Source organism: Enterobacter asburiae, assembly GCF_008080435.1.
Classification (GTDB): Bacteria; Pseudomonadota; Gammaproteobacteria; order Enterobacterales; family Enterobacteriaceae; genus Enterobacter; species Enterobacter asburiae_C.
The window spans coordinates 337157-362818 of the sequence record NZ_VRKN01000005.1; the positions used below are offsets into that span (position 1 = coordinate 337157).

A 25662-nucleotide genomic window follows, 5' to 3' on the forward strand; every position below is an offset into this window, starting at 1 on the left:
ACTATGGATAATTATCACACCAGTCAGGGTGAGTGGCATCGTTTACTCTGCGCGTTACCGATCTATCTCCTTGTAAGTCATTATGCTTCCGCCGCAAATAGTAACACTATTGTTGTTGATGGAGGGAAACTCCATTTCGATAATTTGACGCTTGTAAATGACACAAGCGGTGCCTTTATTATTCAGGCTAAAAACGGCGCGGAATTTAACGGCAGCCAGCTGTTTCTTACCAGTAGCGGGGCGCGCGGCGGCGGAGCGTGGATTGATGGTGGCGTTTTCACGGGTGACAATCTGGAAATTAACGTCAGCGGTAACGCCGGCAGCGGCATTTATCTTGCGAATAATAGCTCAGCCGTGCTTTCCGATATTACCATCGCTGCTCAGAATAACGCTAAGGGGCTGGTGCTGGACGGTACCTGGTCCACCACGCAAGGTTCTGCGATGGCGCAGGTCAGCGATAGCACCATCGCCACCGAAAGTGCCGACGCCATCAGCGTCATGGCGGGTGAGGTAACGCTGACCAATACGGTTGCCACAACAACCGGCGACAGCAGTTATGCAGTGAATGCCAACCAGGCGGCAAAAATAAATATTGAAGGGGGCCGTTACGCGACGCAGGGTAAATACAGCGATGCCGTGTGGGTCACCGCCACTGACTCCTCCGTCAATATAAACAATGCCACCCTTTCAACCGCAGGCGATCGCGCCATCGCGCTGAACGCGCAGCGTGGCACGGCAACGATGACTCACAGTACCCTCGAAACCGCGGGACTCAATTCTTATGCGCTGTATAGCGGAAATCAGCAGCTCACGGGCGATATGCTAACCATAACCACCCACGGCACCGGCGGGGCTGGCCTGTTCGCCGCAACCGGCGGGAAGGGGACGCTGACCAACAGCGATATCACCACGCACGGCGAACTCGCGCCGGGGCTATTGGTCTATCCCGGTTCGGTTATTACCGCCGATAATGTGCGCGTTACGACCACGGGCAAACAAGGCTTTGGGCTGTGGAGCCGTGCAGGGGAGTTGGATATCAGCAACAGTACGATCGTGACGTCTGGCGACGCGGCAACCGGGCTGTATGTGAATGGTTACTCCACCACGCTCAGCAATCGCGTATCGCTGAATAATGTGACCTTGCAAAGCGGGCAGGCGCAGGCGATCGATGTCGATACCACGATGCTGGCGCTAACGGTAAATGACTCTACGCTCAGCGGCGGCAATGGCCAGCTGATGAACGTGAGTCATTATGAGTATGCGGGTGATCCCGCCAATAACCTCTACAGCACTGTGACCTTAACGGCCGCCAACAGCCGGTTAAATGGCGATATTACCTCCACTGACGTCGCTAACAGCGTGGCGATTGATCTGACGTCGGCCTCGACGCTGAATGGCGCAGTCAATAACGCGACGTCGCTGGCGCTGGATAGTACCAGCCGCTGGAATATGAGTGGCAGTTCGGTTGTCGGCCAGTTGACCAATAATGGCACTATCGCCTTTTCCGCGCCCAACGCGGCGGACACCCTGACGGTGACCGGCGATTATGCCGGTAATGGTGGGATGCTGATGTTTAACAGCGTGCTGGGAGATGACAGCTCGCCGAGCAATAAAGTGATCGTCGGCGGCGACGTGCTGGCGGGCACGACGTACGTCGCCATCAATAACCTCGGCGGGCACGGCGCGCAAACGGTTGAAGGTATTGAAATTGTCGATGTCGGCGGAACCTCTTACGGCAATTTCGTGCAATCGGGCCGTATTGTGGCGGGCGCTTATGACTACTCCCTGATGCAAAAGGGCGAAAACTGGTATCTGACCAGCCAGGCGACGCCGGTTGTACCGGATCCAACGCCGGAGCCAGTGCCAGAACCAGTGCCAGAACCCGATCCTGGCACGAAACCTGAACCGATGCCGGATCCGCAAAGAAAAGCGCCGGTGATTCGTCCCGAAGCGGGCAGTTACACCGCGAATATCGGCGCGGCCAATACCCTGTTTACGATGAGCCTGCACGACCGACTGGGTGAACCTGGGTTTGTAGATGCCTTATCGGCACAGCCCGAAGTGACCAGCCTGTGGCTGCGTCAGGTCGGCGGCCACAACGGCTGGCATGACGGTAGCGGCCAGCTGACAACCCAGAGTAATCGCTATGTGGCACAGCTGGGCGGAGACGTGGCGCGCTGGAGTCGTGATGGTGTCGATCGCTGGCATCTCGGCGTTATGGCGGGCTACGGTAACAACCACAGTTCGACGCGCAGCCTGGCGAGCGGCTACCGCGCCAGCGGTTCCGTGGAGGGATACAGCATAGGTGGATACGCGACCTGGTATGCCAATGCCCCAGCGTCGCAGGGTGCCTGGCTGGATAGCTGGTTACTGTACAACTGGTTTACTAACAGCGTCCAGGGCAAAGGGTTAGCGAGCGAATCGTATAAATCTCGGGGATTCACCGCATCGCTGGAGGCGGGATACACGCAGAAACTCGCTGAGTTCATGGGGAGCAAGGGGACGCTGAATGAATGGTTTATCCAGCCTCAGGCGCAGGTGATATGGATGGGGGTGAAAGCCGATGATTTCCATGAGGCAAACGGCACCCGTATTCATAGCGAAGGCGAGGGGAATATCCGCACCAGGCTGGGTATTCGCACCTTCCTCAAAGGCCACCATGCCATGGATAACGGTAAGGAGCGCGTGTTCCAGCCTTACGTTGAACTTAACTGGATCCATAACACCCGTGATTTTGGTACACAGATGGATGATGTGAGCGTCTACCAGGCGGGTGCGAGAGATCTGGGTGAAATCAAAACGGGCATCGAAGGGCAGATTAACCCACGGCTGAACACCTGGGGAAATATCGGTGTCCAGATGGGAGATAAAGGTTATTACGATGCTGCGGCCATGCTCGGCCTGAAATACCACTTTTAACGCTGGCTAAGCCCTCGCCCCGGCAAGCGATGCTGCGGGCAGGGCGCGGCCGTTTTCGGCAGGCCTGGAATGCAAAACGGACCTCCGTGGAGGTCCGTTAATATGAATTTTGGTGCCGGACTCGGAATCATATCCACGATTAATACGCTGTTTGTTATTGGTTTTGTAGGGATTTCTCACAAACAGCGCCCCCACTAAGGCCCCCATAAAAATCGCTTTGGTTTTGTGTGGAATTAGATCCACATATAACGGTCTGAGGTCCACATATAGTGGGTGGAACTCCACACATAGCGGTGCTAAAAAATCCATGTTGCATTACTCAGGCAAGCCCCATCCCCTTCGCATTGAACATCGTTCAAACTTACATTTGATATGTTGGAACAACGATTTTTGAGATAATAAAAAATGGCGAAATTTCTAATCTATAGATTCTATTAGTATTTTTTCTATATTTTTGAGATGTTGCCATACACCAGTTGAGATAACTAAACATCATGGCTCAATTTAATCACTTTGAACTCTCACTTCTGAATCCCAGCTTTGATTCCCCTTTGGTCGACGCGCTGACGGAGCTGGAGCTACTTCGGCATCTGCGGCTGGAAACCAATGTTCACCCTATCCTGTTTGCGCAGCTGAAGACTGTTTTCCACATGCTGGAGAGTCTTGGCTCTGCAAGGATTGAGGGAAACCACACCACGCTTGCAGACTATGTTGAAAGCAAGGTTGAAGGAACGCAGAGTTCGACGGATCAGCTCAAAGAAATCAACAATATTGAAGCCGCGATGGAGTTTATCGACGAATACTTGAGCAATGGCGATGACATAACGGAATATTTTATCCGCGAGTTGCATAGTCTGGCGGTCGCCGGGCTGCAACAGGAAGGCGACAGAACGCCCGGTGCATATCGTGAACGCTATTACGCCATGCTTTCGTTAGCTGATAAGGGAACAGAGCAGGGGCTGGAAGAATGGTGCTTATATGTGCTTTCGGGGATCTCGTCTGAGCTGAAGAAAGTTGATCAACTGACAAGCCATGCTTTTCTGAGTGAAAAAATCCTGTATCCGGCTATCGATTTTTCGTCGGAGAGAGGACTGATAAATCCGCTGGAATCGAAGGTTCTGAAACGTGCCGTTGAGCTGGGGACGATAAAAGCGGGCGATCTACGCGCTGTTTTGCCGGATCTGAAACCGACGCAGGTGACTTATCAGCTTGGTAAGCTGATTGAGCGAGGGTTACTTCAGCCAGTAGAAGAGGGGGCCCGTTCCTATACGGCGAAATTTTCTAATTCGTATCTGATACGTGGGGTGATTAAGGTTCTACGGGAGGAAGGGTTTATTCCTGATTTATAAGCTTAGAGGTGGTTAATTTTACGGTAGAAAATGATGATGGCATCATCATATATTCTTGTTAGATGAATTAGGAATATTTCTGCCGTTTCTCGCAACTCAGGGCTGGCAAACGCGCTTACCCGTCGCTGGCCCAAAGGTGAAAGGCTGATCGCTGAAGCGCTATAAGCACCGCGTTGTCTAAGAACAAAAAGGGGAAGCATTGAAGAACTGGACTAGCCCAAAAGCAAAAACCCGCCTTTTGGGCGGGTTCTTTAAATAGTGGTGCCCGGACTCGGAATCGAACCAAGGACACGGGGATTTTCAATCCCCTGCTGGCGCAATAGCGCCGGCGCGACCCCTTCGCCAGGCACCTTCACCCCGCTAGATGCCCCGTCATATACATTCTGGCTCCCGCAGGTTGGGCTACCGTCGGTCATAATCGCAAACCGACAGCCCTGACTCTGCGCAGTTTTCAACGCCAGCCACGCCGCCAGCACATACGGCTGCGTTACATCGCGCCCATCGCTTTCTACCACCTGCGCGTGCCCGTTCAGAACGTCGATTCCCTGACCGCTAACCCTCTCTGCGGATAAGGGGGGGTAGATAGCCCTGCCGCCAGTTCCGGGCAGTGGGTGACCAGACGGCCTTCTTTGCGTCAGTGTTGCAGCAGATCTGAGGAACAGGATTTATCGGTACCGTTGTAGCGGACAAGGTGCCCTGACAGGCAGGCGCTAAGCAGGATTATTTCTTTGACGGGCATGGGAGATACCTTTGATAAGGTGCGTGGTAACGCGCTTATCTCGATACCGGCGGATATAAGGTGGCAGAAAATGAGCGGGTGGCGGTTGGATTTTGGGGGAGAGGAAACGCGTATTATAATGAAAAACGAATAGTATCTTCTGCGCTTTAACCCCGTTTATGAACTGCCAGAGGCTAAGCCATGTGTTTTTATCCTGAGCGGGTGATACCAGAAGGAGGCTCCTGGAAGTGATTGAAAAATTTAAAAGGACGTTAGAAATGAATAAATATCTGTCTGGTCTGTGTGTTGTTTCTTTTTTTTATTTTTCTTCAATAGGTTACGCGCACTCTGCGGGTCCAAATAAAGTTCAGGTTAGTATCGAACCCCACATCTCTAGTAGAGGATATATCCCGGTAATTTCTAATGCAGATGAAATCGAGTCTTCTGATTTCAGGGCGTCGGATCTACAGGCGATGCAGGATAGCCTGAGGAAGATGAAGTCCGACAACAGCAAAGTCGATGAGCTAACTCAGAAGGTTTTACAGCTTGAGAGAAAGAATTCTGAGCAGGAGAGTAAGATCGAGCGATTGCAAAGAAGCCTTGATGACATGAAGCGGAGCAACGACAACCTTTCAAATCAGGTCAGCAATTTATCCGGCAAAATTAAGTGATAAAAAAGAGCCACCGCCTGTATTAACTTACCGGGCTATTAGCGTAAGCGTGCCTGCATTAAAGCCACGCTTATCAGCGCCCAGAAATCGGCCGTAGCCATATAGCAAAAACCCAGCCATAGGCTGGGTTTTCTAAATAGTGGTGCCCGGACTCGGAATCGAACCAAGGACACGGGGATTTTCAATCCCCTGCTCTACCGACTGAGCTATCCGGGCAACGGGGCGCATTAAACCCGATCTGCCCCCCGTCGTCAACGAAAAATGTTGTTTTCGTTACAGACTGCGCAATCTCTCACCATTTCGCCGCATCCTTAAGCGAAAAAGTGCGTCCAGAGCGCGGAGAGCGGCATGGCGAGCAGCAATGCGGGCAGCATGTTCACCACGGCAAACATCTTAATCCCACAGATGCGCAACCCGGTAGCCAGCAGCAGCAGGCCGCCGACGGCGGTGAAGTCTGCCATCATCGCCGGCGTGGTCAGCGGGAGAATCAACGTGGCGCAGGTGGCGAGCGCGAGCTGAATAAGCAGCATCGGGACGCAAATCGCCGCGACGGCGACGCCAAGAGTGGTGGCGAAAATAGTGGCGGTGAAGAAATCAAGAAACGCTTTCGCAATCAATATGCTTGGGTCGCCCGTCATCCCTTCCTGCATCGAACCGAAAATCCCGGTGCCGCTGGCGCAAAACAGAATGATGATGGCGACATAGTTTTGAATAAACGACTCGTGCGTGCCGTGTTTCGCCTTGCCGCCCGGTCGGGCAATCAGGTTTTTGGCTTTGCTCACCGCGCTGTTAATGCCTTTTTCCAGATAGCAAAATTCGCCAATCAGCGCGCCGAGCAGGGTGGCCAGCACCATCACCGGCAGGTTGGCGCATTTGATCACTAAAAGAATACCGATCCCTAACGATGCCAGGCCGAATATCGAGGGCATGGAGGTGCGAATACGCTCCGGCAACCGCTGGCTCAGTACGGCGCCGAGTACGCCGCCCAGCAATACGGCGCCTGCGTTAATAAATGGCCCGATAACCAAAGTTAACTCCTGTTATTTAATCATTGATATTGCATTATTATGGCACGTCAGGGCTGCGCGGGCCTTAGCTTTGGGTGGTTTCGTGCATACTGATTCCTTCTTGCACCTCAAAATAAAAGGTGACATTATTGCGCGAATTTTCTCCTCCCTGTCTCACCGCTCGGTGAGGGTAACTGCGCCTATGAAAACCATGAAAATTGCCGTCAGCCGCGAGCTGGTCTCCACCGTGTCTACGCACCGCGAAAAGGTGACGCTGGACAGCACTGATTTTACCGATGTGGCGGCCGTCGTCATCACAGCAGCTGAAAGTCGCAGCGGCATTCTTGCACTGCTGAAACGCACGGGCTTTCATTTACCGGTGTTTATTTTCTCGCAGGAGCCAACGGACGTACCTGATGGCGCCACCGCGGTCATCTCGGGTAAAGCCCAGGAGTTTCTGGAACTGGAGAGTGCAGCCAACCGTTATGAAGAGAACCTGCTGCCGCCCTTTTTCGACACCCTGAGCCAGTATGTGGAGATGGGTAACAGCACTTTCGCCTGTCCGGGCCACCAGCACGGGGCATTTTTCAAAAAACACCCGGCAGGGCGACAGTTCTATGATTTCTTCGGTGAGAACGTGTTTCGCGCCGACATGTGCAATGCCGACGTGAAGCTGGGCGATCTGCTGATCCACGAAGGGTCCGCCAAGCACGCGCAAAAGTTCGCGGCAAAAGTGTTCAACGCGGATAAAACCTACTTCGTGCTGAACGGCACGTCAGCGGCCAACAAGGTGGTGACCAACGCGCTGCTGACCCGCGGCGACCTGGTGCTGTTCGACCGCAATAACCATAAATCTAACCACCACGGGGCGCTGATCCAGGCGGGCGCTACGCCGGTTTATCTTGAGGCCGCGCGTAACCCGTTTGGCTTTATTGGCGGGATTGACGATCACTGCTTTGACGATGCGTATCTGCGGGAACTGATCCGCGAGGCGGCACCGGAGAAGGCCGACGAGGCGCGTCCGTTCCGTCTGGCGATCATTCAGCTTGGTACCTACGATGGGACGATCTACAACGCCCGTCAGGTGATCGACAAGATCGGCCATCTCTGCGACTACATCCTCTTTGATTCCGCCTGGGTGGGCTACGAGCAGTTTATTCCGATGATGGCGGAAACGTCCCCGCTGTTGCTGGAGCTGAACGAAAACGATCCGGGGATTTTTGTGACCCAGTCGGTGCACAAACAGCAGGCCGGGTTCTCACAAACGTCGCAGATCCATAAAAAGGATAACCACATTCGCGGTCAGGCGCGTTTCTGCCCGCACAAGCGGCTGAACAATGCTTTTATGCTGCATGCCTCCACCAGCCCGTTTTATCCGCTGTTTGCCGCGCTGGATGTGAATGCCAAGATCCACGAAGGTGAAAGCGGACGCAGGCTGTGGGCGGAGTGCGTCGAGCTGGGGATTGAAGCGCGTAAGGCGATCATTGCCAACTGTCATATGATCAAACCGTTTATCCCACCGGTGGTGGCGGGGCGGCCGTGGCAGGATCATCCGACGCACGCTATCGCCAGCGAGCTGCGCTTCTTCAGCTTTGAGCCGGGGGCCAAATGGCACGGGTTTGAGGGCTATGCCCGCGAGCAGTACTTTGTCGACCCGTGCAAGCTCCTGCTGACCACGCCGGGTATCGATGCCGAAACCGGGGAATACACGGAATTCGGGATCCCGGCGACGATTCTGGCGCACTACCTGCGCGAAAACGGCATCGTGCCGGAGAAATGCGACCTTAACTCGATCCTGTTCCTGCTGACGCCTGCCGAAAGCAGCGAGAAGCTGGCGCAGCTGGTGGCGATGCTGGGGCAGTTTGAACAGCATATTGAAGATGACACGCCGCTGGCGGACGTGCTGCCGACGATCTTCCAGAAATACCCGGTGCGCTACCGGGATTACACCCTCCGCCAGCTGTGCCAGGAGATGCACGATCTCTACGTCAGCTTTGACGTGAAAGATCTGCAGAAGGCGATGTTCCGTAAGGAGAGCCTGCCTGAGGTGGTGATGAACCCGCAGGATGCAAACCGGGCCTATATTCGCGGAGAGGTGGAGCTGGTTCGCATACGGGATGCCGCAGGGCGCATTGCTGCTGAAGGGGCGCTGCCCTATCCGCCAGGCGTGCTGTGCGTGGTGCCGGGTGAAGTCTGGGGCGGGGCGGTACAGCGTTACTTCCTGGCGCTGGAGGAGGGCGTCAACCTGCTGCCGGGCTTCTCGCCGGAGCTGCAGGGGGTTTACAGCGAGAAGGATGCCGACGGGATTAAGCGGCTGTATGGGTATGTATTAAGGTAGACCCCCTCACCCTAACCCTCTCCCCAAAGGGGAGAGGGGATTGCACGGAGCCGTCTTTTCACCCTCGCCCCTTTGGGGAGAGGGCCGGGGTGAGGGGAGTTAAGCCGCACTACGCTTGTACATCCTCCTTGGATGCCCAATCTTGCCGTACAGCATCTCCACCGTCAGAAAACCCGCCTCTACGCAGTGCTCCAGATAGCGCCGGGTGGTGGTTTTGCTTAATCCCGTTTCGCTCACCACTTCATCCACGGTAAAGCAGTGCGTTGCCTTGTCGTTGAACAGCGTCTGCACTCGCGCCAGCGTATTTTCCTCAATGCCTTTGCTGCCGTTATCCTGACGGTAGTTTTTCGCCTGTAGCTGATACAGCGAATCCACGTTCTGCTGGTCGACAATCTTCCAGACCCGCTGCTGTTCGGCAAACTGCACAAACCGCTCCAGCGACTGGCTGAGCCGCTTCCAGGAGACGGGTTTGAGGATATAGTCGAAAGCGCCGTTGCGAATCGCCTGGCTGCAGGTGTCCATATCGCTGGCGGCGGTAATAAAAATCACCGAGCAGTTGGCGCGGGCCAGCATGGGGTTATTGATAAGCGAGATACCTTTGCCGTCCGGCAGATAGTTATCCAGCAGCATCAGCTGCGGCTGTTTGCTTTCAAGTTCTGCCTGGGCCGCAGCCAGCGACGAGGCAATGCCCACCAGCCTCAGACGCGGATGTTTGCCTATCAGCTCCGCGTGCAGTTGCGCCAGTTCGTTCTCGTCTTCAACAATCAGTACGTCGATAAGTTCATGTTGCATAGTCGGTGTCTTCCAGTTGCCGGGCGGTTCCCGTGGCCGGGATAAACAAGGAGAAAATGGCGCCGCGCGGGGTATTATCGGCAACTTCTATCGCGCCGCCAGCCTGTGTGACATAGCTTTCGATCAGATACAGGCCAATCCCATGATCGCCGCGCGTTTTGGTGGTAATACCGCGTTCAAAGATCCGGTCACGGATCGCCGGTGTAATGCCAACGCCCTGGTCGGCCACTTCAATAATCAGCTCCTGTTCGCTGAGTTTTATCAGCACTTCTACCGGCGCATGGGGAAGCGGCGATCGCTGAGTCGCTTCGATGGCGTTATCCAGCAGGTTGCCAATAATCGAAATCAGCTCTTGCTCTCCAAGGGGCAGGAACGGTCTGTCCAGCCGACAGGCCGGGTCGAAACTGAGCTCGACGCCTTTCTCCCGCGCGCGGGCGGCTTTCCCCAGCAGCAGACCGCACAGGGTCGGGGAGCAAAAGCGCGAAGAGATAAAGTCCAGTAGCTCCTGGGCATGTTCTGATTGCGCCTGAATGTAGCCAATGGCTTCCTCATAGCGGCCCATATGCAGCAGGCCGGAGAGGGTCGTCATCCTGTTTAACTGCTCATGACGCATAATACGCAGGTTATCGACATAGCGTTTTACCTGGCTGAGCTGGGCGCTCAGCGAGTCGATCTCGTTGCGATCGCGGAAGGTGATCACCCAGCCCTGCAGCGAGCCCTCAAGCATGATGTGCACCCGGCTGGCAATCACCGTGAGATCGTTAAAACGGCAAATCTCGTCATGGGTATCTTTCGCCAGCATCGTCTGCGTGTCGAAGAACGGGACCGGCTCGATCACCTGGCTTATCAGCTGTCCGCGAAGTTCACGGGCCGGCTGGCTCAGACCCAGCAGTTTGCGCGCCGCCTGGTTGATGACTTCAATCCGCCGCCGATCGTCAATGGCAATCACTCCTTCATAAATAGACTCCATCATCGCCTTCTGCTGGCGCACCAGCAGGCCGATCTCTCGCGGCTCAAGGGAGAAGATCTGCTTCTTGATGCTGCGGGTAAAGAACCAGGAGAAGATAAAGAGAGCGATCAGCAGCAGCACGGCGGCAATCAGGATATTGACCACTTTACTGACGGTAATGGTATCAAGGTAGCTGGTGAGATAGCCTACCGAAACAATGCCGACCACCTGTCCGGCCGCGTTGAAGATGGGCGCTTTACTGCGCAGCGAAATGCCCAACCCGCCTTTGCGAATGGTGGTGGTGCTTTTACCCTGCAAAACGGCTTCATTGTCTCCGCCAACCAGGGTCGTGCCCACTCTGTCGGCGAAGACGGAGTGAAAAAGATGCTGCCCCTTATTATCACCAATCACAATAAAGCTGGCGTCACTGTGCGCAGAAATTTTCTGCATAAAATCATGGATGGCGTTGATATTCTTTTGTTCAACTTCATTACGCAATGTCGGAATAAGCGCAATCTCTTCAGCCTGTATTTTGGCTCGCGTACTCATTTCCTGATAAAGCTGTTTCCCGACGTCGGCATAATAATATCCGCCCAGTAGCGCAAAAAGTACTGAGAAAAAGGCAACCAGCGAAATAAACAACTTGATCTGGAAAGAGACTTTCATAACTATCACGCGAGGTAGCAGCAAAGATCGCCAATATATCATCTTTTTTCGCGCGGACGCCCGTTTTGCCGAAAACTTGTGATCCCTTGCACAGCGGGCGCTGTAAAAGAGTTATCCTAAAGGCTAACGTGCTTCTGGCTGCACAAACAAATGTTATTTGTTTGTTCAATTCGGAAAAGAAACCATAAAAACCACGGCAATAAATAAGGTATAAATCACATTAAATAAAAGAAACCATTAAAACCATAGCTGCCATTAAAACTTCGCTTTTAATATGCCATCCCTCACATAAAGTAAGCCTTTGTGACTCTAAGCTGAACGCACAAAATAACCAAGGGGCTTATTATGAGCACAACTGACGATTCTTTCTCTGTTACCCACGACCCGATTGAAATTCAGCGGCCTTCGCTCAAAGAGCGCTGGTGGCATATTATGGATACCTGGAAAATCGGGATTATTCCTCTGCCGCTGTTCGTTCTGGCGGGTGTGTTGATTGCGATTGATTGCCTGGGCGGAAAACTGCCGAGTGACATCGTGGTGATGGTGGCAACGCTGGCGTTCTTCGGCTTTGCCTGCGGCGAGTTTGGTAAACGCCTGCCGATTGTCGGCAAGCTCGGCGCGGCGGCGATTTGCGCCACCTTTATCCCTTCCGCGCTGGTCTACTATGGCCTGCTGCCGGACGTGGTGGTCGAGTCCACCACCAAATTCTACAAATCCACCAACATTCTCTACCTCTATATCTGCTGCATTATCGTCGGCAGCATCATGAGCATGAACCGCACGGTGCTGATTCAGGGCTTCCTGCGCATCTTCTTCCCGATGCTGTGCGGTGAAATTGTCGGCATGATTGTCGGCATGGGCGTGGGTATGGCGCTGGGTCTTGAGCCATTCCAGATCTTCTTCTTTATCATTCTGCCGATTATGGCGGGCGGCGTCGGGGAAGGGGCAATCCCGCTTTCCATCGGCTATGCCACCCTGCTGCACATGGACCAGGGCGTGGCGCTCGGCCGCGTGCTGCCGATGGTGATGCTCGGCGGTCTGACGGCAATCATCATCTCCGGCTGTCTGAACCAGCTCGGTAAACGCTACCCGCACCTGACCGGTGAAGGTCAGCTGATGCCTAACCGCGCGAATGCCGATACCACCGTCTCTCAGCCAGCGTTCTCCGGCAAAGCGGACGTCACCACTATCGCCTCTGGCGCGCTGCTGGCGGTGCTGCTCTACATGCTGGGCATGCTCGGCCACAAGCTTATTGGCCTGCCTGCCCCGGTTGGCATGCTGTTTATGGCGGTGCTGGTGAAGCTCTGCAACGGCGCCTCTCCACGCCTGCTGGAAGGCTCTCAGGTAGTGTACAAATTCTTCCAGACTTCAGTGACCTACCCAATCCTCTTCGCCGTCGGCGTGGCCATCACCCCGTGGCATGAACTGGTGGCGGCGTTCACCATCAGCAACCTGCTGGTGATTGTCAGTACCGTTTCTGCACTGGTGGCGACCGGCTTCTTCGTCGGTAAAAAGATTGGTATGCACCCGATTGATGTCGCCATCGTCTCCTGCTGCCAGAGTGGACAGGGCGGTACCGGCGACGTGGCGATCCTGACCGCAGGCAACCGCATGAGCCTGATGCCGTTCGCCCAGATTGCTACCCGTATCGGTGGGGCGATTAACGTCTCTATCTCACTGCTGATTCTGGGCAACTTCCTCGTTTAAGTTTTCAGGAAAGAACAATGAAACTCGCAAGCTTTTTATACCAGGGAAAACGCAGCTACGGCATCGTCCAGGCCGACGGCGTGATTGATTTAGGTCGCCGTCTCGGCGACCGCTACAGCGACCTCAAGGCGCTGCTGCAGGGCAACGGGCTGGCGCTGGCCACCCGTTACCTGAACGACGCCGTGGACGTGCCGCTGAGCGCCATCACCTTCTTACCGGTGATTGTGCAGCCGGAAAAAATCCTCTGCGTGGGCATGAACTACGCCGACAAGCGCAAGGAGTTTGATCAGCACAACCCGGCCCCGACGCTGTTTGTGCGCTTCCCGGATTCACAGACCGGCCACAACGAACCGGTGCTGAAACCGCGCCACTCCAGCGAGTTCGACTACGAAGGCGAGCTGGCGGTGATCATCGGCAAAGGCGGGGAGAACATCAGCCGCGACGACGCGCTGCGCCACGTGGCAGGTTACAGCTGCTATATGGACGGCTCCGCCCGCGACTGGCAGCACACCTGGTTTACCGCCGGTAAAAACTGGCGTCAGACCGGGGCGTTTGGCCCGTGGATGGCGACGGCGGATGAGATCCCGGATCCGCACCAGCTGGCTATCCGCACCTGGCTGAACGGGCGCATGGTGCAGGAAGACAACACCAGCAGCATGATCCACAAGGTTGCGGAGCTGATCGAGTACATCAGCACCTTTACCCGCTTAAGCCCGGGCGACGTGATCATCACCGGATCCCCGGGCGGGGTGGGTAAAAAGCGTAACCCGCCGCTGTTTATGAAAGAGGGCGATCGCATTGAGGTGGAGATCGAGCATATCGGTCATCTGAGCAACGTGATCGTGGAAGCGCCAGCCGTCGGGCTTGCGGCAGCACATTAAGTAAGGCGACAGCATGCAATCGCAACCCATCGATTTTCGCCACACCCTCGTGGCGAAACACCCGGAACGCTTAAGCCAGATCCGTTACCTGCTGGCAGACAGCGGCCTTGGCCTGGACAACGACATCACGCTGTTTGTCGAAGCCTGGTCCGGTTCGCAGCTGGTGGGTTGCGCAGGGCTTGCTGCCAACGTCATCAAATGCGTGGCGGTCAACGAACAGCTTCGCGGCGAGAATCTCAGCGCGCGGCTGCTGGCAGAGGTGGAAAATGCGGCGCTGGAGCGCGGCCATTTTCACCTCTTCCTCTGCACCCGTCCGTGCAACCGGGAGCGCTTTGCCCGCAGCGGCTTCTGGCCGATTGCTCAGAGCGGGAACAACGCGGTGCTGATGGAGAACACCCCGCAGGGGATCGAACGCTACTGCCGTTCCCTGCGCGCGACGCGCAAGTGCGGGGAGAACATTGGCGCGATAGTGATGAACGCCAATCCGTTCACCCTCGGCCACCGCCATCTGGTGGAGCAGGCGGCGCAGCGGTGCGACGCCCTGCATCTGTTCGTGGTGCGTGAAGACGCCTCGTTCTTCCCGTTCAGCGCGCGCCTTGAGATGGTGCGCGCGGGCGTGGCGCATCTGCCGAACGTGGTGGTGCATGAAGGCTCGCAGTACATCATCTCCCGCGCCACCTTCCCGGCCTACTTCCTGAAGGAGACCGGCAAAGTGCAGCAGGCGTGGAGCGAGATTGATGTGCTGATTTTCCGGGACTTCATCGCCCCGGCGCTCGGCATTACGCACCGCTTCATCGGCTCGGAGCCGTTTTGCGATATCACCCGCCAGTACAACCAGACGCTGCACGACCTGCTGGCCTCGCATATCGAAGTGGTGGAAATGCCGCGCATCAAGGCCACCGGCAACGCCATATCAGCGTCGGAAGTGCGCCGCTTACTGAAGACACAGCAGTTTTCCCGGATCCGGGAGATTGTCCCGGACTCCACCTTCGCGCATCTCGAAACGCATTACCGTGCGAGTGCGGAAGTCGCTTAACTACCAGGAATTTATCATGAAAATTATAAGGGAGGCGCTGGCCGGAACGCAGGAGTCCAGCGACCTGATGGTGAAAATCGCTCCCGCTCACGGCGAGCTGGAGATAGTCATCCACAGTGAAGTGATTAAGCAGTTTGGCGAGCAAATTCGCCAGGTGGTCAACGACACATTGCGCGCCATGAACGTGCACCAGGGACTTATCATTATTGAAGACAAAGGGGCGCTGGACTGTGTGATCCGCGCCCGCCTGCAAAGCGCGCTGATGCGTGCCGCCGATGAACAGGCCATCAACTGGGGGGCGCTGAAATGAGCAAACTCCGCCGCAGTATGCTGTTCCTGCCGGGCGCCAACGCCGCCATGCTCTCAACCGCCTTTATCTACCGTCCCGACTCCATCATGTTTGACCTTGAGGACGCCGTAGCCCTGCGCGAGAAGGATACCGCGCGCATGCTGGTGTTCCACGCGCTTCAGCACCCGATGTATCAGGATATCGAAACCGTGGTGCGCATTAACCCGCTCAACACGCCGTTTGGCCTGCTGGATCTGGAAGCCGCCGTGCGGGCCGGCGTGGACGTGATCCGCCTGCCGAAAACCGACACCCCGGACGATATCCACGAGCTGGAAGGCCACCTCGAGCGCATTGAGCAAGAATGCGGTCGCGAGGTCGGCTCCACCCGCGTGATGGCGGCGATTGAATCAGCCATTGGCGTCATCAACGCCGTGGCGATTGCCCGCAGCTCACCGCGCCTCATCGGGATTGCGCTGGCCGCTTTTGACTACGTGATGGACATGCAGACCGAACGCGGCGACGGCACCGAGTTGTTCTACGCCCGCTGCGCCGTGCTGCACGCCGCCCGCGCGGCGGGCATCGACGCCTTCGACGTGGTGTGGTCAGACGTTAACGACGAGGCCGGGTTCCTGCGCGAGGTCGATCTGATCCGCAAGATGGGCTTCAACGGCAAATCGCTGATTAACCCACGCCAGATTGACCTGCTGCACAACGCCTACGCTCCAACGCAGGAAGAGGTGGATCACGCGAAGCGGGTGATTGAAGCGGCAGAAGAGGGCGAGCGTAACGGCCTGGGCGTGGTGTCGCTCAACGGCAAAATGGTGGATGCACCGATTATTAACCACGCGCAGGTGGTGCTGGAGCGCGCAGCGGCCTCCGGCGTGCGTCGGTAAGGATGAGATGATGAATCAGACAGAACTTCTTCACGTGAATTTTCCCCACCTGCGGGACTTAAAACCCTTTGATACCGCCCATAGTGCAACGCCGTGGCTGGCGGATAGCGATGCGAAGCACAACCGTAAACTCTGTGCCTCCATCGAAGAGGCGGTGATGCGCAGCGGCCTGCAGGACGGGATGACCATCTCCTTCCATCATGCGTTTCGCGAAGGCGACCGGGTGATCAACACCGTGGTGGCGCTGCTGGCGAAGATGGGCTTCAAAAACCTGACGCTGGCCTCCAGCTCGCTGATGACCTGCAACGATGCGCTGATCGAACATATTGAAAGCGGCGTCATCACCCGGATTTACACCTCGGGCATGCGCGGCAGGCTGGCGGATGCCATCTCCCACGGGCTGATGGACGAGCCGGTGCAAATTCACTCCCACGGCGGGCGCGTGAAGCTGCTCCAGGACGGCGAGCTGAATATTGACGTGGCGTTCCTTGGCGTGCCGTGCAGCGATGAGTTTGGCAACGCCAACGGCACGCACGGTAAATCGTGCTGCGGATCCCTGGGCTACGCCATGGTGGATGCGCAGTTTGCCCGCAAGGTGGTACTGCTCACTGAAGAACTGGTGCCGTTCCCCAACATGCCCGCCAGCCTGGTGCAGGACCAGGTGGACTACATTGTGCAGGTTGAGAGCGTGGGCGACCCGGCGAAAATCAGCGTCGGCGCGGCGCGCGTCACCAGCAACCCGCGCGAGCTGATGATTGCCCGCTATGCGGCGGACGTCATTGAACACTCCGGCTACTTCAAACCGGGCTTCTCGATGCAGACCGGCTCCGGCGCGGCGGCGACCGCCTGCACCCGCTTTATGGAAGAGAAGATGGAGCGCAGCGGCGTGAAGGCACGCTTTGCGCTCGGCGGCATCACCGGCAGCCTGGTGGATTTGCACGAGAAGGGGCTGATCGAAAAGCTGCTCGATACCCAGTGCTTTGACGGCCAGGCGGCGGCTTCGTTGGCGCGCAACCCGAACCACGTGGAGATCTCCACCAACGTTTACGCCAACCCCGGCAGCAAGGCGGCAAGCTGCGACCAGCTCGACGTGGTGATCCTCAGCGCCCTGGAAATCGACGTCGATTTTAACGTCAACGTGATCACCGGCTCCGACGGTGTGATGCGCGGCGCGTCCGGCGGGCACTGCGACGTGGCCGCCGCGGCGAACCTGACCATTGTGGTCGCGCCGCTGCTGCGCAGCCGTATTCCGACGGTCGTGAAGCGCGTCACCACGCGCCTCACGCCGGGCGAAAGCATCGACGTGCTGGTCACCGATCACGGCATTGCGGTCAATCCGGCGCGCCAGGAGATCCGCGAGCGGCTGCTGGAAGCCGGGCTTAAAGTTGTGGATATCAGCGCGCTTTACGAGCGGGCGATTTCCCTGACTGGCGTACCGAAACCGATTGAGTTTACCGACAAAATCGTCGGGGTGATCCGCTACCGCGACGGCAGCGTGATCGACACCGTACGACAGGTAAAGGAGTAGTTATGACAATAGCGACACCCGTGCGGGCGGGTGTCAGCCTGGACGAACTGCTGGCGGCGAAAGATCGCCGCGCAGCGCGCCAGGCTGACATGCTTGAGCACTATCAACAACCGGTGATTTCCCTCACGCTGGTCACGCCGGGGGAAATCAAAGACAGTCTGCGCTATCGCAACACCATGGGCGTGGCGCTGCAGATGTGCGACCAGCTGCTGTGGGAAAACCGCTGGCAGGTGCTGGACCGTCAGGTGCTGTGGCTCCCGACCGGGCCAGAAGCCTTGTGGTGCGTGGCCCATCCGGCAGCGGAGATTAAAGCGCACTGTGCGGACCTGGAGCAGACGCACCCGCTAGGCAGGCTGTGGGATCTGGATGTGATCTGCCCTCAATACGGCCACGTCGGGCGTCAGTCGCTGGGAGCGAATCTCAGGCGCTGCCTGATCTGCGACGAGCCCGCGCACGCCTGTTCCCGTTCGCGCCATCACCCCGCTGAGCAGGTGGTTTCCCGCGTGGAGAAGATGATCGATGACTGGTTTGCTCGCGACTAAACCGCGCCCGGCTGACGTGCCTGCGCTTGCCGAAGCGGCGCTATGGCAGGAGCTGGAGCTGACGCCCAAGCCGGGGCTGGTGGACAAGCTCAATAACGGTTCCCATCGCGATATGGACCACGCGCTGTTCGTCCGCAGCATTGCGGCGATTACGCCGTGGTTTTCGCGCTTTGCTGAACTCGGTAACGCGCATGCGGATAAGCCCGCTCATGAGCAGTTACGGATTATCCGCCCGATGGGGATGGCCTGCGAGCAGGCAATGTACGCCGCGACGAACGGAGTGAACACGCACAAGGGCGGGATTTTTGCCCTGGGTTTACTGTGCTTCGCCGCCGGACGTGTGAAAAATATCTGCGCAGACAGCCTCTGTTGTGAGGTGAGTAACATCTGCCGCGGGCTGGTGTCGCGGGAGCTGGCCGCACGCAGCGGACAGGCGACGGCGGGCGAGCGGCAGTTTCAGCAGTACGGCTTAACCGGCGCGCGCGGTGAGGCGGAAAGCGGCTTTGCGACGGCGCGCAGGGCGCTGGCGCAGTGGAACGGACGGTCACTTCACGGCCTGCTGTTACGCCTGATGGCAATCAATCAGGACAGTAATCTGGTGTCGCGCGGCGGCATGGAAGGGCTGCACTACGTTCAGGGCTACGCGCGGGAATTACTGGCGAACGGTTGGGATCGCGAGGCGTTGCTTGAGATGGATAACGCGTTAATTGAACGCAATCTGAGCCCCGGAGGCAGCGCGGATTTGCTGTCGGTGGGGTGGGTGCTCTCTGCAATAAAATAGCCGGGTGGCGCTAACGCTTACCCGGCCTACGGTCTGGTTTTGTAGGCCCGGTAAGCGCAGCGCCACCGGGCACAACAATCAATGCGCGATCGGCTGCGCACCGTTTGGCACGCGAACGTGCTTGTACTTGAACAGCGCGATGAACGCGAAGAACAGCACCAGCGAGTATGCCGCGAAGATCAACCACACCGGCTGCCAGTTGGTGATGCCGTTGGTGGTATACATCTCAACCACTTTACCGCTCACCACACCGCCCAGAATACAGCCGAAGCCGTTGGTCATCATCAGGAACATCCCCTGCGCGCTGGCGCGGATTTCCGGCTTAACTTCTTTTTCCACAAACACCGAACCAGAGATGTTGAAGAAGTCGAAGGCGCAGCCGTAAACAATCATCGACATCACCAGCAGTACGGTGCCGAACGCGCTTGGGTCGCCGTAGGCGAACAGGCCGAAGCGCAGCATCCACGCGGCGATACTGATCAGCATGACGTTTTTGATGCCGTAGCGGCTCAGGAAGAACGGAATGGTCAGGATGAACAGCGTCTCAGAGATCTGCGAGATGGACATCATCACCGACGCGTGCTCGACGATAAAGCTCCCGGCAAACAGCGGGTTGTTATCGAAACTGTGCAGGAAGGTGTTGCCGAACATGTTGGTGATCTGCAGTTCTGCGCCCAGCAGCATGGAGAAGATAAAGAAGATCGCCATGCGCTTGTTTTTGAACAGCGCGAACGCGTCCAGGCCGAGCATCGCGCTCCAGCTCTGGTTTTTCTGCTGATTAGAAACCGGGATGTGCGGCAGCGTCAGGGTGAAGATGGCGAGTACGACGGAAAGTACGGCACCGATATAGAGCTGCATATGGCTCAGTTCAAAGCCTGCAAAGCTCACGCCCCACATCGCCATGATAAAGCCGATGGTGCCCCAGATACGGATTGGCGGGAAGTCAGTCACGATATCCATTCCCGCAGACTTGATGCGGTGGTAGGAGATGGTGTTGATCAGGCCAAGCGTTGGCATATAGGCCAGCGAGTTAAGCAGGATCACCATGAACATCGCCCCTGGCGTGGTCACCTGGGCCGCCATAAACAGCGTCCCCGCGCCCACCAGATGGCAAAGCATGTACAGCCATTTCGCACTCAACCATTTATCCGCCACGATGCCCAGCAGCGTTGGCATGAAAACAGCCGCAATACCGAGCGAGCTGTATACGGCACCGATTGACGCGCCATCGAACTTGAGCGTCACAAACATATAGGAGCCGAGTGTAGTCAGCCAGCTACCCCACAGGCAGAACTGCAGAAACGACAATATTTTAAGCTGCAGCTTAAGGTTCATGTTACTTTCCTCACAAGTGAGCGGGAGATATGTTGTTTTGGGAACATTCAGGGTTGTTATTTGATGCAATTCTATCAGTTGGCAACGATATGTTTTGTTACCTCCCGCAAAAAAATGCAATCCACATTAATTTGCAGTTTGGATTGTGATGCAAATAACATTTTCGTATGGGTGGGATGAGATGGGTGCGGTCTGATGCCCTCACCCTAACCCTCTCCCACAGGGAGAGGGGAAGCAGAACACCTTCTCCTTGCAGGAGAAGGTGTGCCGATCACCGACGACGGTAGTTCTTCTGCGCCGTGTTCACCTTATACAGATAACGACGGGATTCCGCGGACGGGTGGCGGGTGGTCAGGGTTGAGTAGACATCCCCTGGTGCCATGCTGTTGATGATGTTCGCGGCCTGCACCTTATCGCTCGAGAACACGCGCAGCACGCTGCCCGCACCGCCGTTATAGGCGGTGATCACCGCATAGCGACGCGACGTTGGGTTATCAATTCCGCCCAGGTAGACATTGTTCAGCATCGCCAGATAGGCCGTGCCGGTATCAATGTTGCTCTGCGGATCGAACAGATAGCTGCGGCTCGGCGTGCCGGATTTCCCCTGCGCGCGGAAGACGTCTTTACCCGCACTGTGCTGCACAACCTGCATCAGCCCCAGGGCGTCAGAACGGCTTACCGCGTACGGGTTAAACGAGGATTCGGTCTGCATAATCGCCAGGATCAGCGACTCATCCACGCCGTACTTACGTGAGGCCTGACGCACCATCCCAATGTACTTATGCGCACGCTTGTCGAGGTGGTTCGGAACGAGGTTGATGGTGACGCTGTAGATAATCTTCAGGCCGTTAGAGCGGCTTTTCAGGCGCGTCTGCAGCAGGTAGTCGGCAAATTTCGTAGCGCGACCTTCCCAGCGGATCGGCTGACCGGTCTGATCGACGACCTGGCCGTACAGGAACGGCTCTTTCGAGATAGTGATATCGTCGGCATCGGAGTAGAGATCGATAGATCCCGGATCGTCACCCATCAGCAGGGTTTTGACGATCGCCTGACGGAGCCGTGCCGCAGGGTCGGTGCCTGCAATGGTCTCAATCGTGATCGTGCCCTCATCAAAGTTGATGTGGCTACGGGTCTGATAGGCGTCGGTGTACTTAACGTAGTCCTTAGGTCCGGCAATAAGAACTTCGTTAAATCCCCATATATTCTCGATGTTGTGGGCAAACTGCCCCATCAAAATGTCAAAACCGTTGGTGTCCTTGATCCAGGCTTCGTTGTAATCTTCGCCTTTTTTTGACGAACACGAGACAAGCAACGGCGCAACAAGGGCTAGCGCTAAAAGTTTTTTCATCATTCCGGGAGTGCGTGTTGTGTTTGCTTAGTCGTTGCTATTGCCCGGCGGCGCTACGCTTGCACGGGCCTACGGTTTTGTAGGCCGGGTAAGCGCAGCGCCACCCGGCAACAGCCGCTCAATATTATTTTTCCGGTGGCGTATAGCCTTCGATGTGCACGTCTTTACCTTCGAACAGGAAGCTCACCATCTCCTGCTCCAGCAGCTTGCGGTGTTCCGGGTTCATCATGCTGAGCTTTTTCTCGTTGATCAGCATGGTCTGCTTTTTCTGCCACTGCCCCCAGGCTTCTTTGGAGATTTCGTTATAGATGCGCTTACCCAGGTCGCCCGGATAAAGCTGGAAATCCTGGCCTTCAGCGTCGCGCTGCAGGAAAGTACAAAAAATCGTTCTGGCCATACTCATTCCTCTTTTTTAGCCGATGCTAAACCATTGCACCGGCACGTAATTGTTGTAACAGGCGCTCCACGGGAGCCGCCAGTCCGACTGATGGCGGTTGCGCTAAGTTATACCAGAGAGCGGTGCCTTCATCCATGCACGAGGCAAATGACGACACGGGAAGCCACATGGGGACAATATCCAGGTGGAAATGGCTGAAGGTATGGCGAAACGCGGTCAGCTGCGTCAGGTTATCGGCAGCAATCCCGCGCTGTTTAAGCCATTCACGCAGCAAATCTTCATTTTCAAACTGTGGGAAGCAGTATAGACCACCCCACAAACCGCTCGGTGGTCGCTGGGCGAGGAAGACCTCGTCGCCGTGCTGCATCAGTAGCATATAGCCGGTGCGCTCCGGCAGCGTCTGTTTGGGTTTCTTACCCGGATATTGCGCCCATGAATGGTTGGCATACGCCACGCAGAGATTATTCACCGGGCAGAGTTCGCATTTTGGTTTTGAGCGCGTGCAGACCATCGCGCCGAGATCCATCATCGCCTGGTTGAAACGCTCGACGCCCCTGGCCGGGGTGACCTCTTCACTTATTTCCCAAAGACGTTTTTCAACGTCCTTCTTCCCCGGCCAGCCGTCGACGGCATAGCAGCGTGCCAGCACGCGCTTCACGTTGCCGTCGAGGATCGGGAAATGCTTGCCTAAAGACAGGGAGAGAATAGCGCCTGCGGTTGAACGTCCGACGCCGGGTAAATCCGCTACCTCATCGAAGGTTTCCGGGAATTTCCCGTTGTGGCGCGTCGCAACCTGCTGTGCGGCCTTATGAAGGTTACGCGCGCGGGCGTAATAGCCAAGCCCGGTCCACAGGTGCAGGACCTCGTCCAGCGGCGCGTTGGCCAGGTCGGTCACCGTCGGAAAACGTGCCATAAAACGCTCGAAGTAAGGGATCACCGTGGCGACCTGCGTTTGTTGCAACATCACCTCGGAGAGCCATACTTTGTAAGGCGTTTTTTCAATTTGCCAGGGCAGGGTTTTACGCCCGTATTTGTCGTACCAGTCCAGCACCTGGGCTGAAAATTGAGAGGCTTGCATGGTCATCGATTCGCATAATCAGGGACGCAGATTGCAGCACAGCGTCAATCTGCTGTAAACCGGATCTTTCCCATGCTTGCATAGAAGCCTTAACTTTGGATAATGCCCGTTTCCCGAACATTCTCACAAGCAGACAACTCTTTTATGAAAAACGACGTCATTTCACCGGAATTTGATGAAAACGGTCGCCCGCTGCGCCGTATTCGCAGCTTTGTCCGCCGTCAGGGCCGCCTGACAAAAGGGCAGCAACATGCGCTGGACAACTACTGGCCGGTGATGGGCGTTGAGTTCAGCGAGCAGCCTCTGGACTTTACTGAACTGTTCGGCCGCGACGCGCCTGTGACGCTGGAGATTGGCTTTGGTATGGGCACCTCGCTGGTGACCATGGCGAAAGCGCGACCGGAGCAGAACTTCCTCGGTATCGAAGTCCACTCGCCGGGCGTGGGGGCATGCCTGGCAACGGCCCATGAAGAGGGCGTTGAGAACCTGCGCGTGATGTGTCACGACGCGGTGGAAGTGCTGCACAAAATGATTCCTGACAATTCTTTAACCATGGTTCAGCTCTTTTTCCCTGACCCGTGGCACAAAGCACGTCATAATAAACGCCGTATCGTTCAGGCACCGTTTGCCGAGCTGCTGAAAAGTAAGTTAAAACTGGGCGGCGTCTTCCACATGGCGACCGACTGGGAACCGTATGCGGAACATATGCTGGAAGTGATGTCGTCGCTGGATGGGTATAAAAACCAGTCTGCGAGCAACGACTATGTACCGCGTCCGGAATCGCGTCCGGTAACGAAATTTGAACAGCGTGGCCATCGTCTTGGCCACGGTGTATGGGACTTAATGTTCGAGAGGGTGAAATAATGGCAAAGAATCGTAGCCGTCGTCTGCGTAAAAAGATGCACATCGAAGAATTCCAGGAAGTGGGTTTCTCCGTTGCGTGGCGTTTCCCGGAAGGCACCAGTGTAGAACAGATCGATCAGGACGTGGATGCGTTCATCAATGACGTGATTGAGCCAAACAAGCTGGCCTTCGACGGTAGCGGCTATCTGGCATGGGAAGGTCTGATCTGCACCCAGGAAGTGGGTAAATGCACCGAAGAACATCAGGCGCTGGTACGTAAATGGCTTGAGGACCACAAGCTGGAAGATGTCCGCGTCAGCGAACTTTTCGACGTTTGGTGGGACTAATAAAGAAGTCAAGGGCCAGCATTAGCTGGCCCGTTTTGTCTGAGGGAGTGTTTAAGATGCGCAAAACGTTGCTGGCTGTTGCTTTGATGGCAACCGGATTCACCGCCCATGCGGATTATCAATGTAGCGTCACCCCGCGTGATGACGTGGTGTTAAGCCCGCAAACCGTGCAGGTCAAAGGCGAGAACGGTAATCTGGTGATCACGCCACAAGGGAATGTCACCTTTAACGGCAAGCAGTACAACCTGACTGCCGCACAGCGTGAGCAGGCGAAAGACTATCAGGCCGATTTGCGTACCGCGCTGCCATGGATTAATGAAGGCGCGCTGACCCGCGTTGAGAAAAGCCGCGTCGCGCTGGACAAGATCATCACCAAAGAGGTGGGGGAGAGCAGCAACATGCGCACCCGCCTGACGAAGCTCGATAAGCAGCTCAAAGAGCAGATGAACCGCATTATTGAGACGCGCTCCGACGGACTGACGTTCCACTACAAGGCGATTGATGAAGTGCGTGCTGACGGGCAGCAGCTGGTTAACCAGGCGATGGGCGGCATCCTGCAGGACAGCATCAACGAGATGGGTGCCAAAGCCGTGCTGAAAGGCGGCGGTAACCCGCTGCAGGGCGTGCTGGGCAGTCTGGGCGGCTTGCAGACCTCCATTCAGAACGAGTGGAAGAATCAGGAAGATGATTTCCAGCAGTTCGGCAAAGACGTGTGTAAACGCGTAGTGTCGCTGGAAGATAGCCGCAAGGCGCTGGTGGGGACGCTTAAGTAATTTACGTGACCCCTCACCCTAACCCTCTCCCCAAAGGGGCGAGGGAATAGTTTGCCCCCTCTCCCTTTCAGGGAGAGGGCCGGGGTGAGGGTTGCAGCATTTGCAATGTCTCAAGTATTTTTTCTAACACCGCTTCTTCGTTATTCCAGAGTTCATTGTTCCAGAATCGAATGACATACCAGCCTTTTTGATTTAGCCAGGTTGTCCTTTGGCAATCATATTCCAGATTTTCAGCATGCTGTCCGCCATCCAGTTCAATAGCCAGCCGCACCGCGCAGCAGGCGAAATCCAGTATGTAGTTTCCTACCGGATGCTGTCGGCGAAATTTATAATCAGCGAAACGGCGACTGCGCAGTAGATACCAAAGCCGTCTTTCTTCTTTTGTCAGCTCGCGTCTGAGCTGTTTTGCATAAGAACGAGTAATTTCCATCCCCGCACTCTGCCAGCCTTTCCCTCAGCCGGCAGAACGGGATGC

24 protein-coding genes, 2 tRNA genes and 1 pseudogene are annotated in these 25662 nt (G+C 56.2%); 16 read left to right on the forward strand and 11 right to left on the reverse strand.

All coding sequences use genetic code 11. The features are described 5' to 3' along the window. Positions 1 to 3: 3 nt before the first annotated feature. The 3 genes from FU672_RS12660 (at position 4) to FU672_RS12675 (ending at position 4433) form a co-directional block, all read left to right on the forward strand. Positions 4 to 2919, forward strand: a complete 2916-nt coding sequence (locus FU672_RS12660; protein ID WP_148243494.1) for an autotransporter outer membrane beta-barrel domain-containing protein — start codon at positions 4 to 6, stop codon at positions 2917 to 2919. 494 nt (positions 2920 to 3413) lie between these two features. Beyond that, positions 3414 to 4268 (forward strand): Fic family protein, encoded by an 855-nt coding sequence (locus FU672_RS12670; protein ID WP_148243496.1) that lies wholly within the window; start codon positions 3414 to 3416, stop codon positions 4266 to 4268. 66 nt (positions 4269 to 4334) lie between these two features. Then, a complete protein-coding gene (locus FU672_RS12675; RefSeq protein ID WP_148243555.1) occupies positions 4335 to 4433 on the forward strand; it encodes a helix-turn-helix domain-containing protein in 99 nt (32 codons plus the stop codon). A 94-nt stretch (positions 4434 to 4527) separates the two neighbouring features. Here the strand turns inward: FU672_RS12675 and FU672_RS12680 are convergent. Beyond that, positions 4528 to 4616 (reverse strand) — tRNA-Ser (locus FU672_RS12680). Further along, positions 4568 to 5007: pseudogene (locus FU672_RS25565) on the reverse strand (2-thiouracil desulfurase family protein); the annotation flags it as partial. The gene FU672_RS12680 and the pseudogene FU672_RS25565, both read right to left, overlap by 49 nt. Before the next feature lie 227 nt (positions 5008 to 5234). Between FU672_RS25565 and FU672_RS12690 the strand changes: the two are divergent. Then, a complete protein-coding gene (locus tag FU672_RS12690) occupies positions 5235 to 5657 on the forward strand; it encodes a DUF4349 domain-containing protein (protein ID WP_262349015.1) in 423 nt (140 codons plus the stop codon). A gap of 140 nt (positions 5658 to 5797) precedes the next feature. On the opposite strand, the gene FU672_RS12695 is transcribed toward FU672_RS12690, so the two are convergent. Continuing rightward, a tRNA-Phe gene (locus tag FU672_RS12695) sits at positions 5798 to 5873 on the reverse strand. Positions 5874 to 5968: 95 nt separating this feature from the next. Further along, positions 5969 to 6685, reverse strand: coding sequence for a DUF554 domain-containing protein (locus FU672_RS12700; protein WP_094935400.1), 717 nt, complete (start codon positions 6683 to 6685; stop codon positions 5969 to 5971). 181 nt (positions 6686 to 6866) lie between these two features. On the opposite strand from FU672_RS12700, the gene FU672_RS12705 reads away from it, so the two are divergent. Then, on the forward strand, positions 6867 to 9002 hold the full coding sequence (locus tag FU672_RS12705; protein ID WP_148243497.1) for an ornithine decarboxylase: 2136 nt from the start codon (positions 6867 to 6869) through the stop codon (positions 9000 to 9002). A 99-nt stretch (positions 9003 to 9101) separates the two neighbouring features. Here FU672_RS12705 and FU672_RS12710 read toward each other — a convergent pair whose 3' ends face one another. Then, the gene (locus FU672_RS12710; protein WP_148243498.1) at positions 9102 to 9794 is read right to left on the reverse strand and encodes a response regulator; all 693 of its coding nucleotides are present in this window, start codon (positions 9792 to 9794) and stop codon (positions 9102 to 9104) included. After that, positions 9784 to 11409 carry an ATP-binding protein gene (locus tag FU672_RS12715; protein ID WP_187360806.1) on the reverse strand — a complete coding sequence of 542 codons (1626 nt, stop codon included), beginning with the start codon at positions 11407 to 11409 and terminating at the stop codon, positions 9784 to 9786. The genes FU672_RS12710 and FU672_RS12715 overlap by 11 nt, the downstream gene beginning before the upstream one ends. Before the next feature lie 345 nt (positions 11410 to 11754). On the opposite strand from FU672_RS12715, the gene FU672_RS12720 reads away from it, so the two are divergent. Genes FU672_RS12720 through citG form a run of 8 tightly spaced genes read left to right on the forward strand, consistent with a single transcriptional unit; the run spans position 11755 to position 19066 of the window. After that, complete coding sequence (locus tag FU672_RS12720; protein ID WP_148243499.1) at positions 11755 to 13116, forward strand: 2-hydroxycarboxylate transporter family protein; 1362 nt, start codon at positions 11755 to 11757, stop codon at positions 13114 to 13116. A gap of 17 nt (positions 13117 to 13133) precedes the next feature. After that, entirely contained in the window at positions 13134 to 13997 is an 864-nt protein-coding gene (locus FU672_RS12725; protein ID WP_148243500.1) for a fumarylacetoacetate hydrolase family protein, read from the forward strand. A 13-nt stretch (positions 13998 to 14010) separates the two neighbouring features. Continuing rightward, entirely contained in the window at positions 14011 to 15033 is a 1023-nt protein-coding gene (gene citC, locus FU672_RS12730; RefSeq protein ID WP_148243501.1) for a [citrate (pro-3S)-lyase] ligase, read from the forward strand. Positions 15034 to 15049: 16 nt separating this feature from the next. After that, positions 15050 to 15343 carry a citrate lyase acyl carrier protein gene (citD, locus tag FU672_RS12735; RefSeq protein ID WP_148243502.1) on the forward strand — a complete coding sequence of 98 codons (294 nt, stop codon included), beginning with the start codon at positions 15050 to 15052 and terminating at the stop codon, positions 15341 to 15343. Continuing rightward, positions 15340 to 16215, forward strand: coding sequence for a citrate (pro-3S)-lyase subunit beta (gene citE / locus FU672_RS12740; RefSeq protein WP_148243503.1), 876 nt, complete (start codon positions 15340 to 15342; stop codon positions 16213 to 16215). The genes citD and citE overlap by 4 nt, the downstream gene beginning before the upstream one ends. Positions 16216 to 16225: 10 nt before the next feature. After that, a complete protein-coding gene (gene citF / locus FU672_RS12745) occupies positions 16226 to 17743 on the forward strand; it encodes a citrate lyase subunit alpha (RefSeq protein WP_148243558.1) in 1518 nt (505 codons plus the stop codon). 2 nt (positions 17744 to 17745) lie between these two features. Beyond that, on the forward strand, positions 17746 to 18285 hold the full coding sequence (citX, locus tag FU672_RS12750) for a citrate lyase holo-[acyl-carrier protein] synthase (protein ID WP_148243504.1): 540 nt from the start codon (positions 17746 to 17748) through the stop codon (positions 18283 to 18285). After that, positions 18263 to 19066: a triphosphoribosyl-dephospho-CoA synthase CitG gene (gene citG / locus FU672_RS12755; protein ID WP_148243505.1), complete on the forward strand. Its 804-nt coding sequence runs from the start codon at positions 18263 to 18265 to the stop codon at positions 19064 to 19066. The genes citX and citG overlap by 23 nt, the downstream gene beginning before the upstream one ends. 78 nt (positions 19067 to 19144) lie before the next feature. Here the strand turns inward: citG and FU672_RS12760 are convergent, their stop codons facing one another. The 4 genes from FU672_RS12760 to mutY all read right to left on the reverse strand — a co-directional run bounded on the left by FU672_RS12760 (position 19145) and on the right by mutY (position 23230). Beyond that, positions 19145 to 20401 (reverse strand): nucleoside permease, encoded by a 1257-nt coding sequence (locus tag FU672_RS12760; RefSeq protein ID WP_148243506.1) that lies wholly within the window; start codon positions 20399 to 20401, stop codon positions 19145 to 19147. A gap of 271 nt (positions 20402 to 20672) precedes the next feature. Continuing rightward, the gene (gene mltC / locus FU672_RS12765) at positions 20673 to 21749 is read right to left on the reverse strand and encodes a membrane-bound lytic murein transglycosylase MltC (protein ID WP_148243559.1); all 1077 of its coding nucleotides are present in this window, start codon (positions 21747 to 21749) and stop codon (positions 20673 to 20675) included. Between the two features lie 124 nt (positions 21750 to 21873). Next, positions 21874 to 22146 carry an oxidative damage protection protein gene (locus tag FU672_RS12770; RefSeq protein WP_023309138.1) on the reverse strand — a complete coding sequence of 91 codons (273 nt, stop codon included), beginning with the start codon at positions 22144 to 22146 and terminating at the stop codon, positions 21874 to 21876. A 25-nt stretch (positions 22147 to 22171) separates the two neighbouring features. Beyond that, positions 22172 to 23230 carry an A/G-specific adenine glycosylase gene (gene mutY, locus FU672_RS12775; RefSeq protein WP_148243507.1) on the reverse strand — a complete coding sequence of 353 codons (1059 nt, stop codon included), beginning with the start codon at positions 23228 to 23230 and terminating at the stop codon, positions 22172 to 22174. A 138-nt stretch (positions 23231 to 23368) separates the two neighbouring features. On the opposite strand from mutY, the gene trmB reads away from it, so the two are divergent. From trmB to FU672_RS12790, 3 genes are read left to right on the forward strand one after another with little or no spacing between them, the layout of a single operon-like run. Beyond that, positions 23369 to 24088: a tRNA (guanosine(46)-N7)-methyltransferase TrmB gene (gene trmB, locus FU672_RS12780; RefSeq protein WP_148243508.1), complete on the forward strand. Its 720-nt coding sequence runs from the start codon at positions 23369 to 23371 to the stop codon at positions 24086 to 24088. Further along, positions 24088 to 24414 carry a YggL family protein gene (locus FU672_RS12785; RefSeq protein WP_014885198.1) on the forward strand — a complete coding sequence of 109 codons (327 nt, stop codon included), beginning with the start codon at positions 24088 to 24090 and terminating at the stop codon, positions 24412 to 24414. Before trmB ends, FU672_RS12785 begins: the two co-directional genes overlap by 1 nt. Before the next feature lie 56 nt (positions 24415 to 24470). After that, complete coding sequence (locus FU672_RS12790) at positions 24471 to 25187, forward strand: YggN family protein (protein ID WP_148243509.1); 717 nt, start codon at positions 24471 to 24473, stop codon at positions 25185 to 25187. A gap of 67 nt (positions 25188 to 25254) precedes the next feature. Here FU672_RS12790 and FU672_RS12795 read toward each other — a convergent pair whose 3' ends face one another. Continuing rightward, complete coding sequence (locus FU672_RS12795; RefSeq protein WP_148243510.1) at positions 25255 to 25617, reverse strand: endonuclease domain-containing protein; 363 nt, start codon at positions 25615 to 25617, stop codon at positions 25255 to 25257. Positions 25618 to 25662 lie beyond the last annotated feature (45 nt).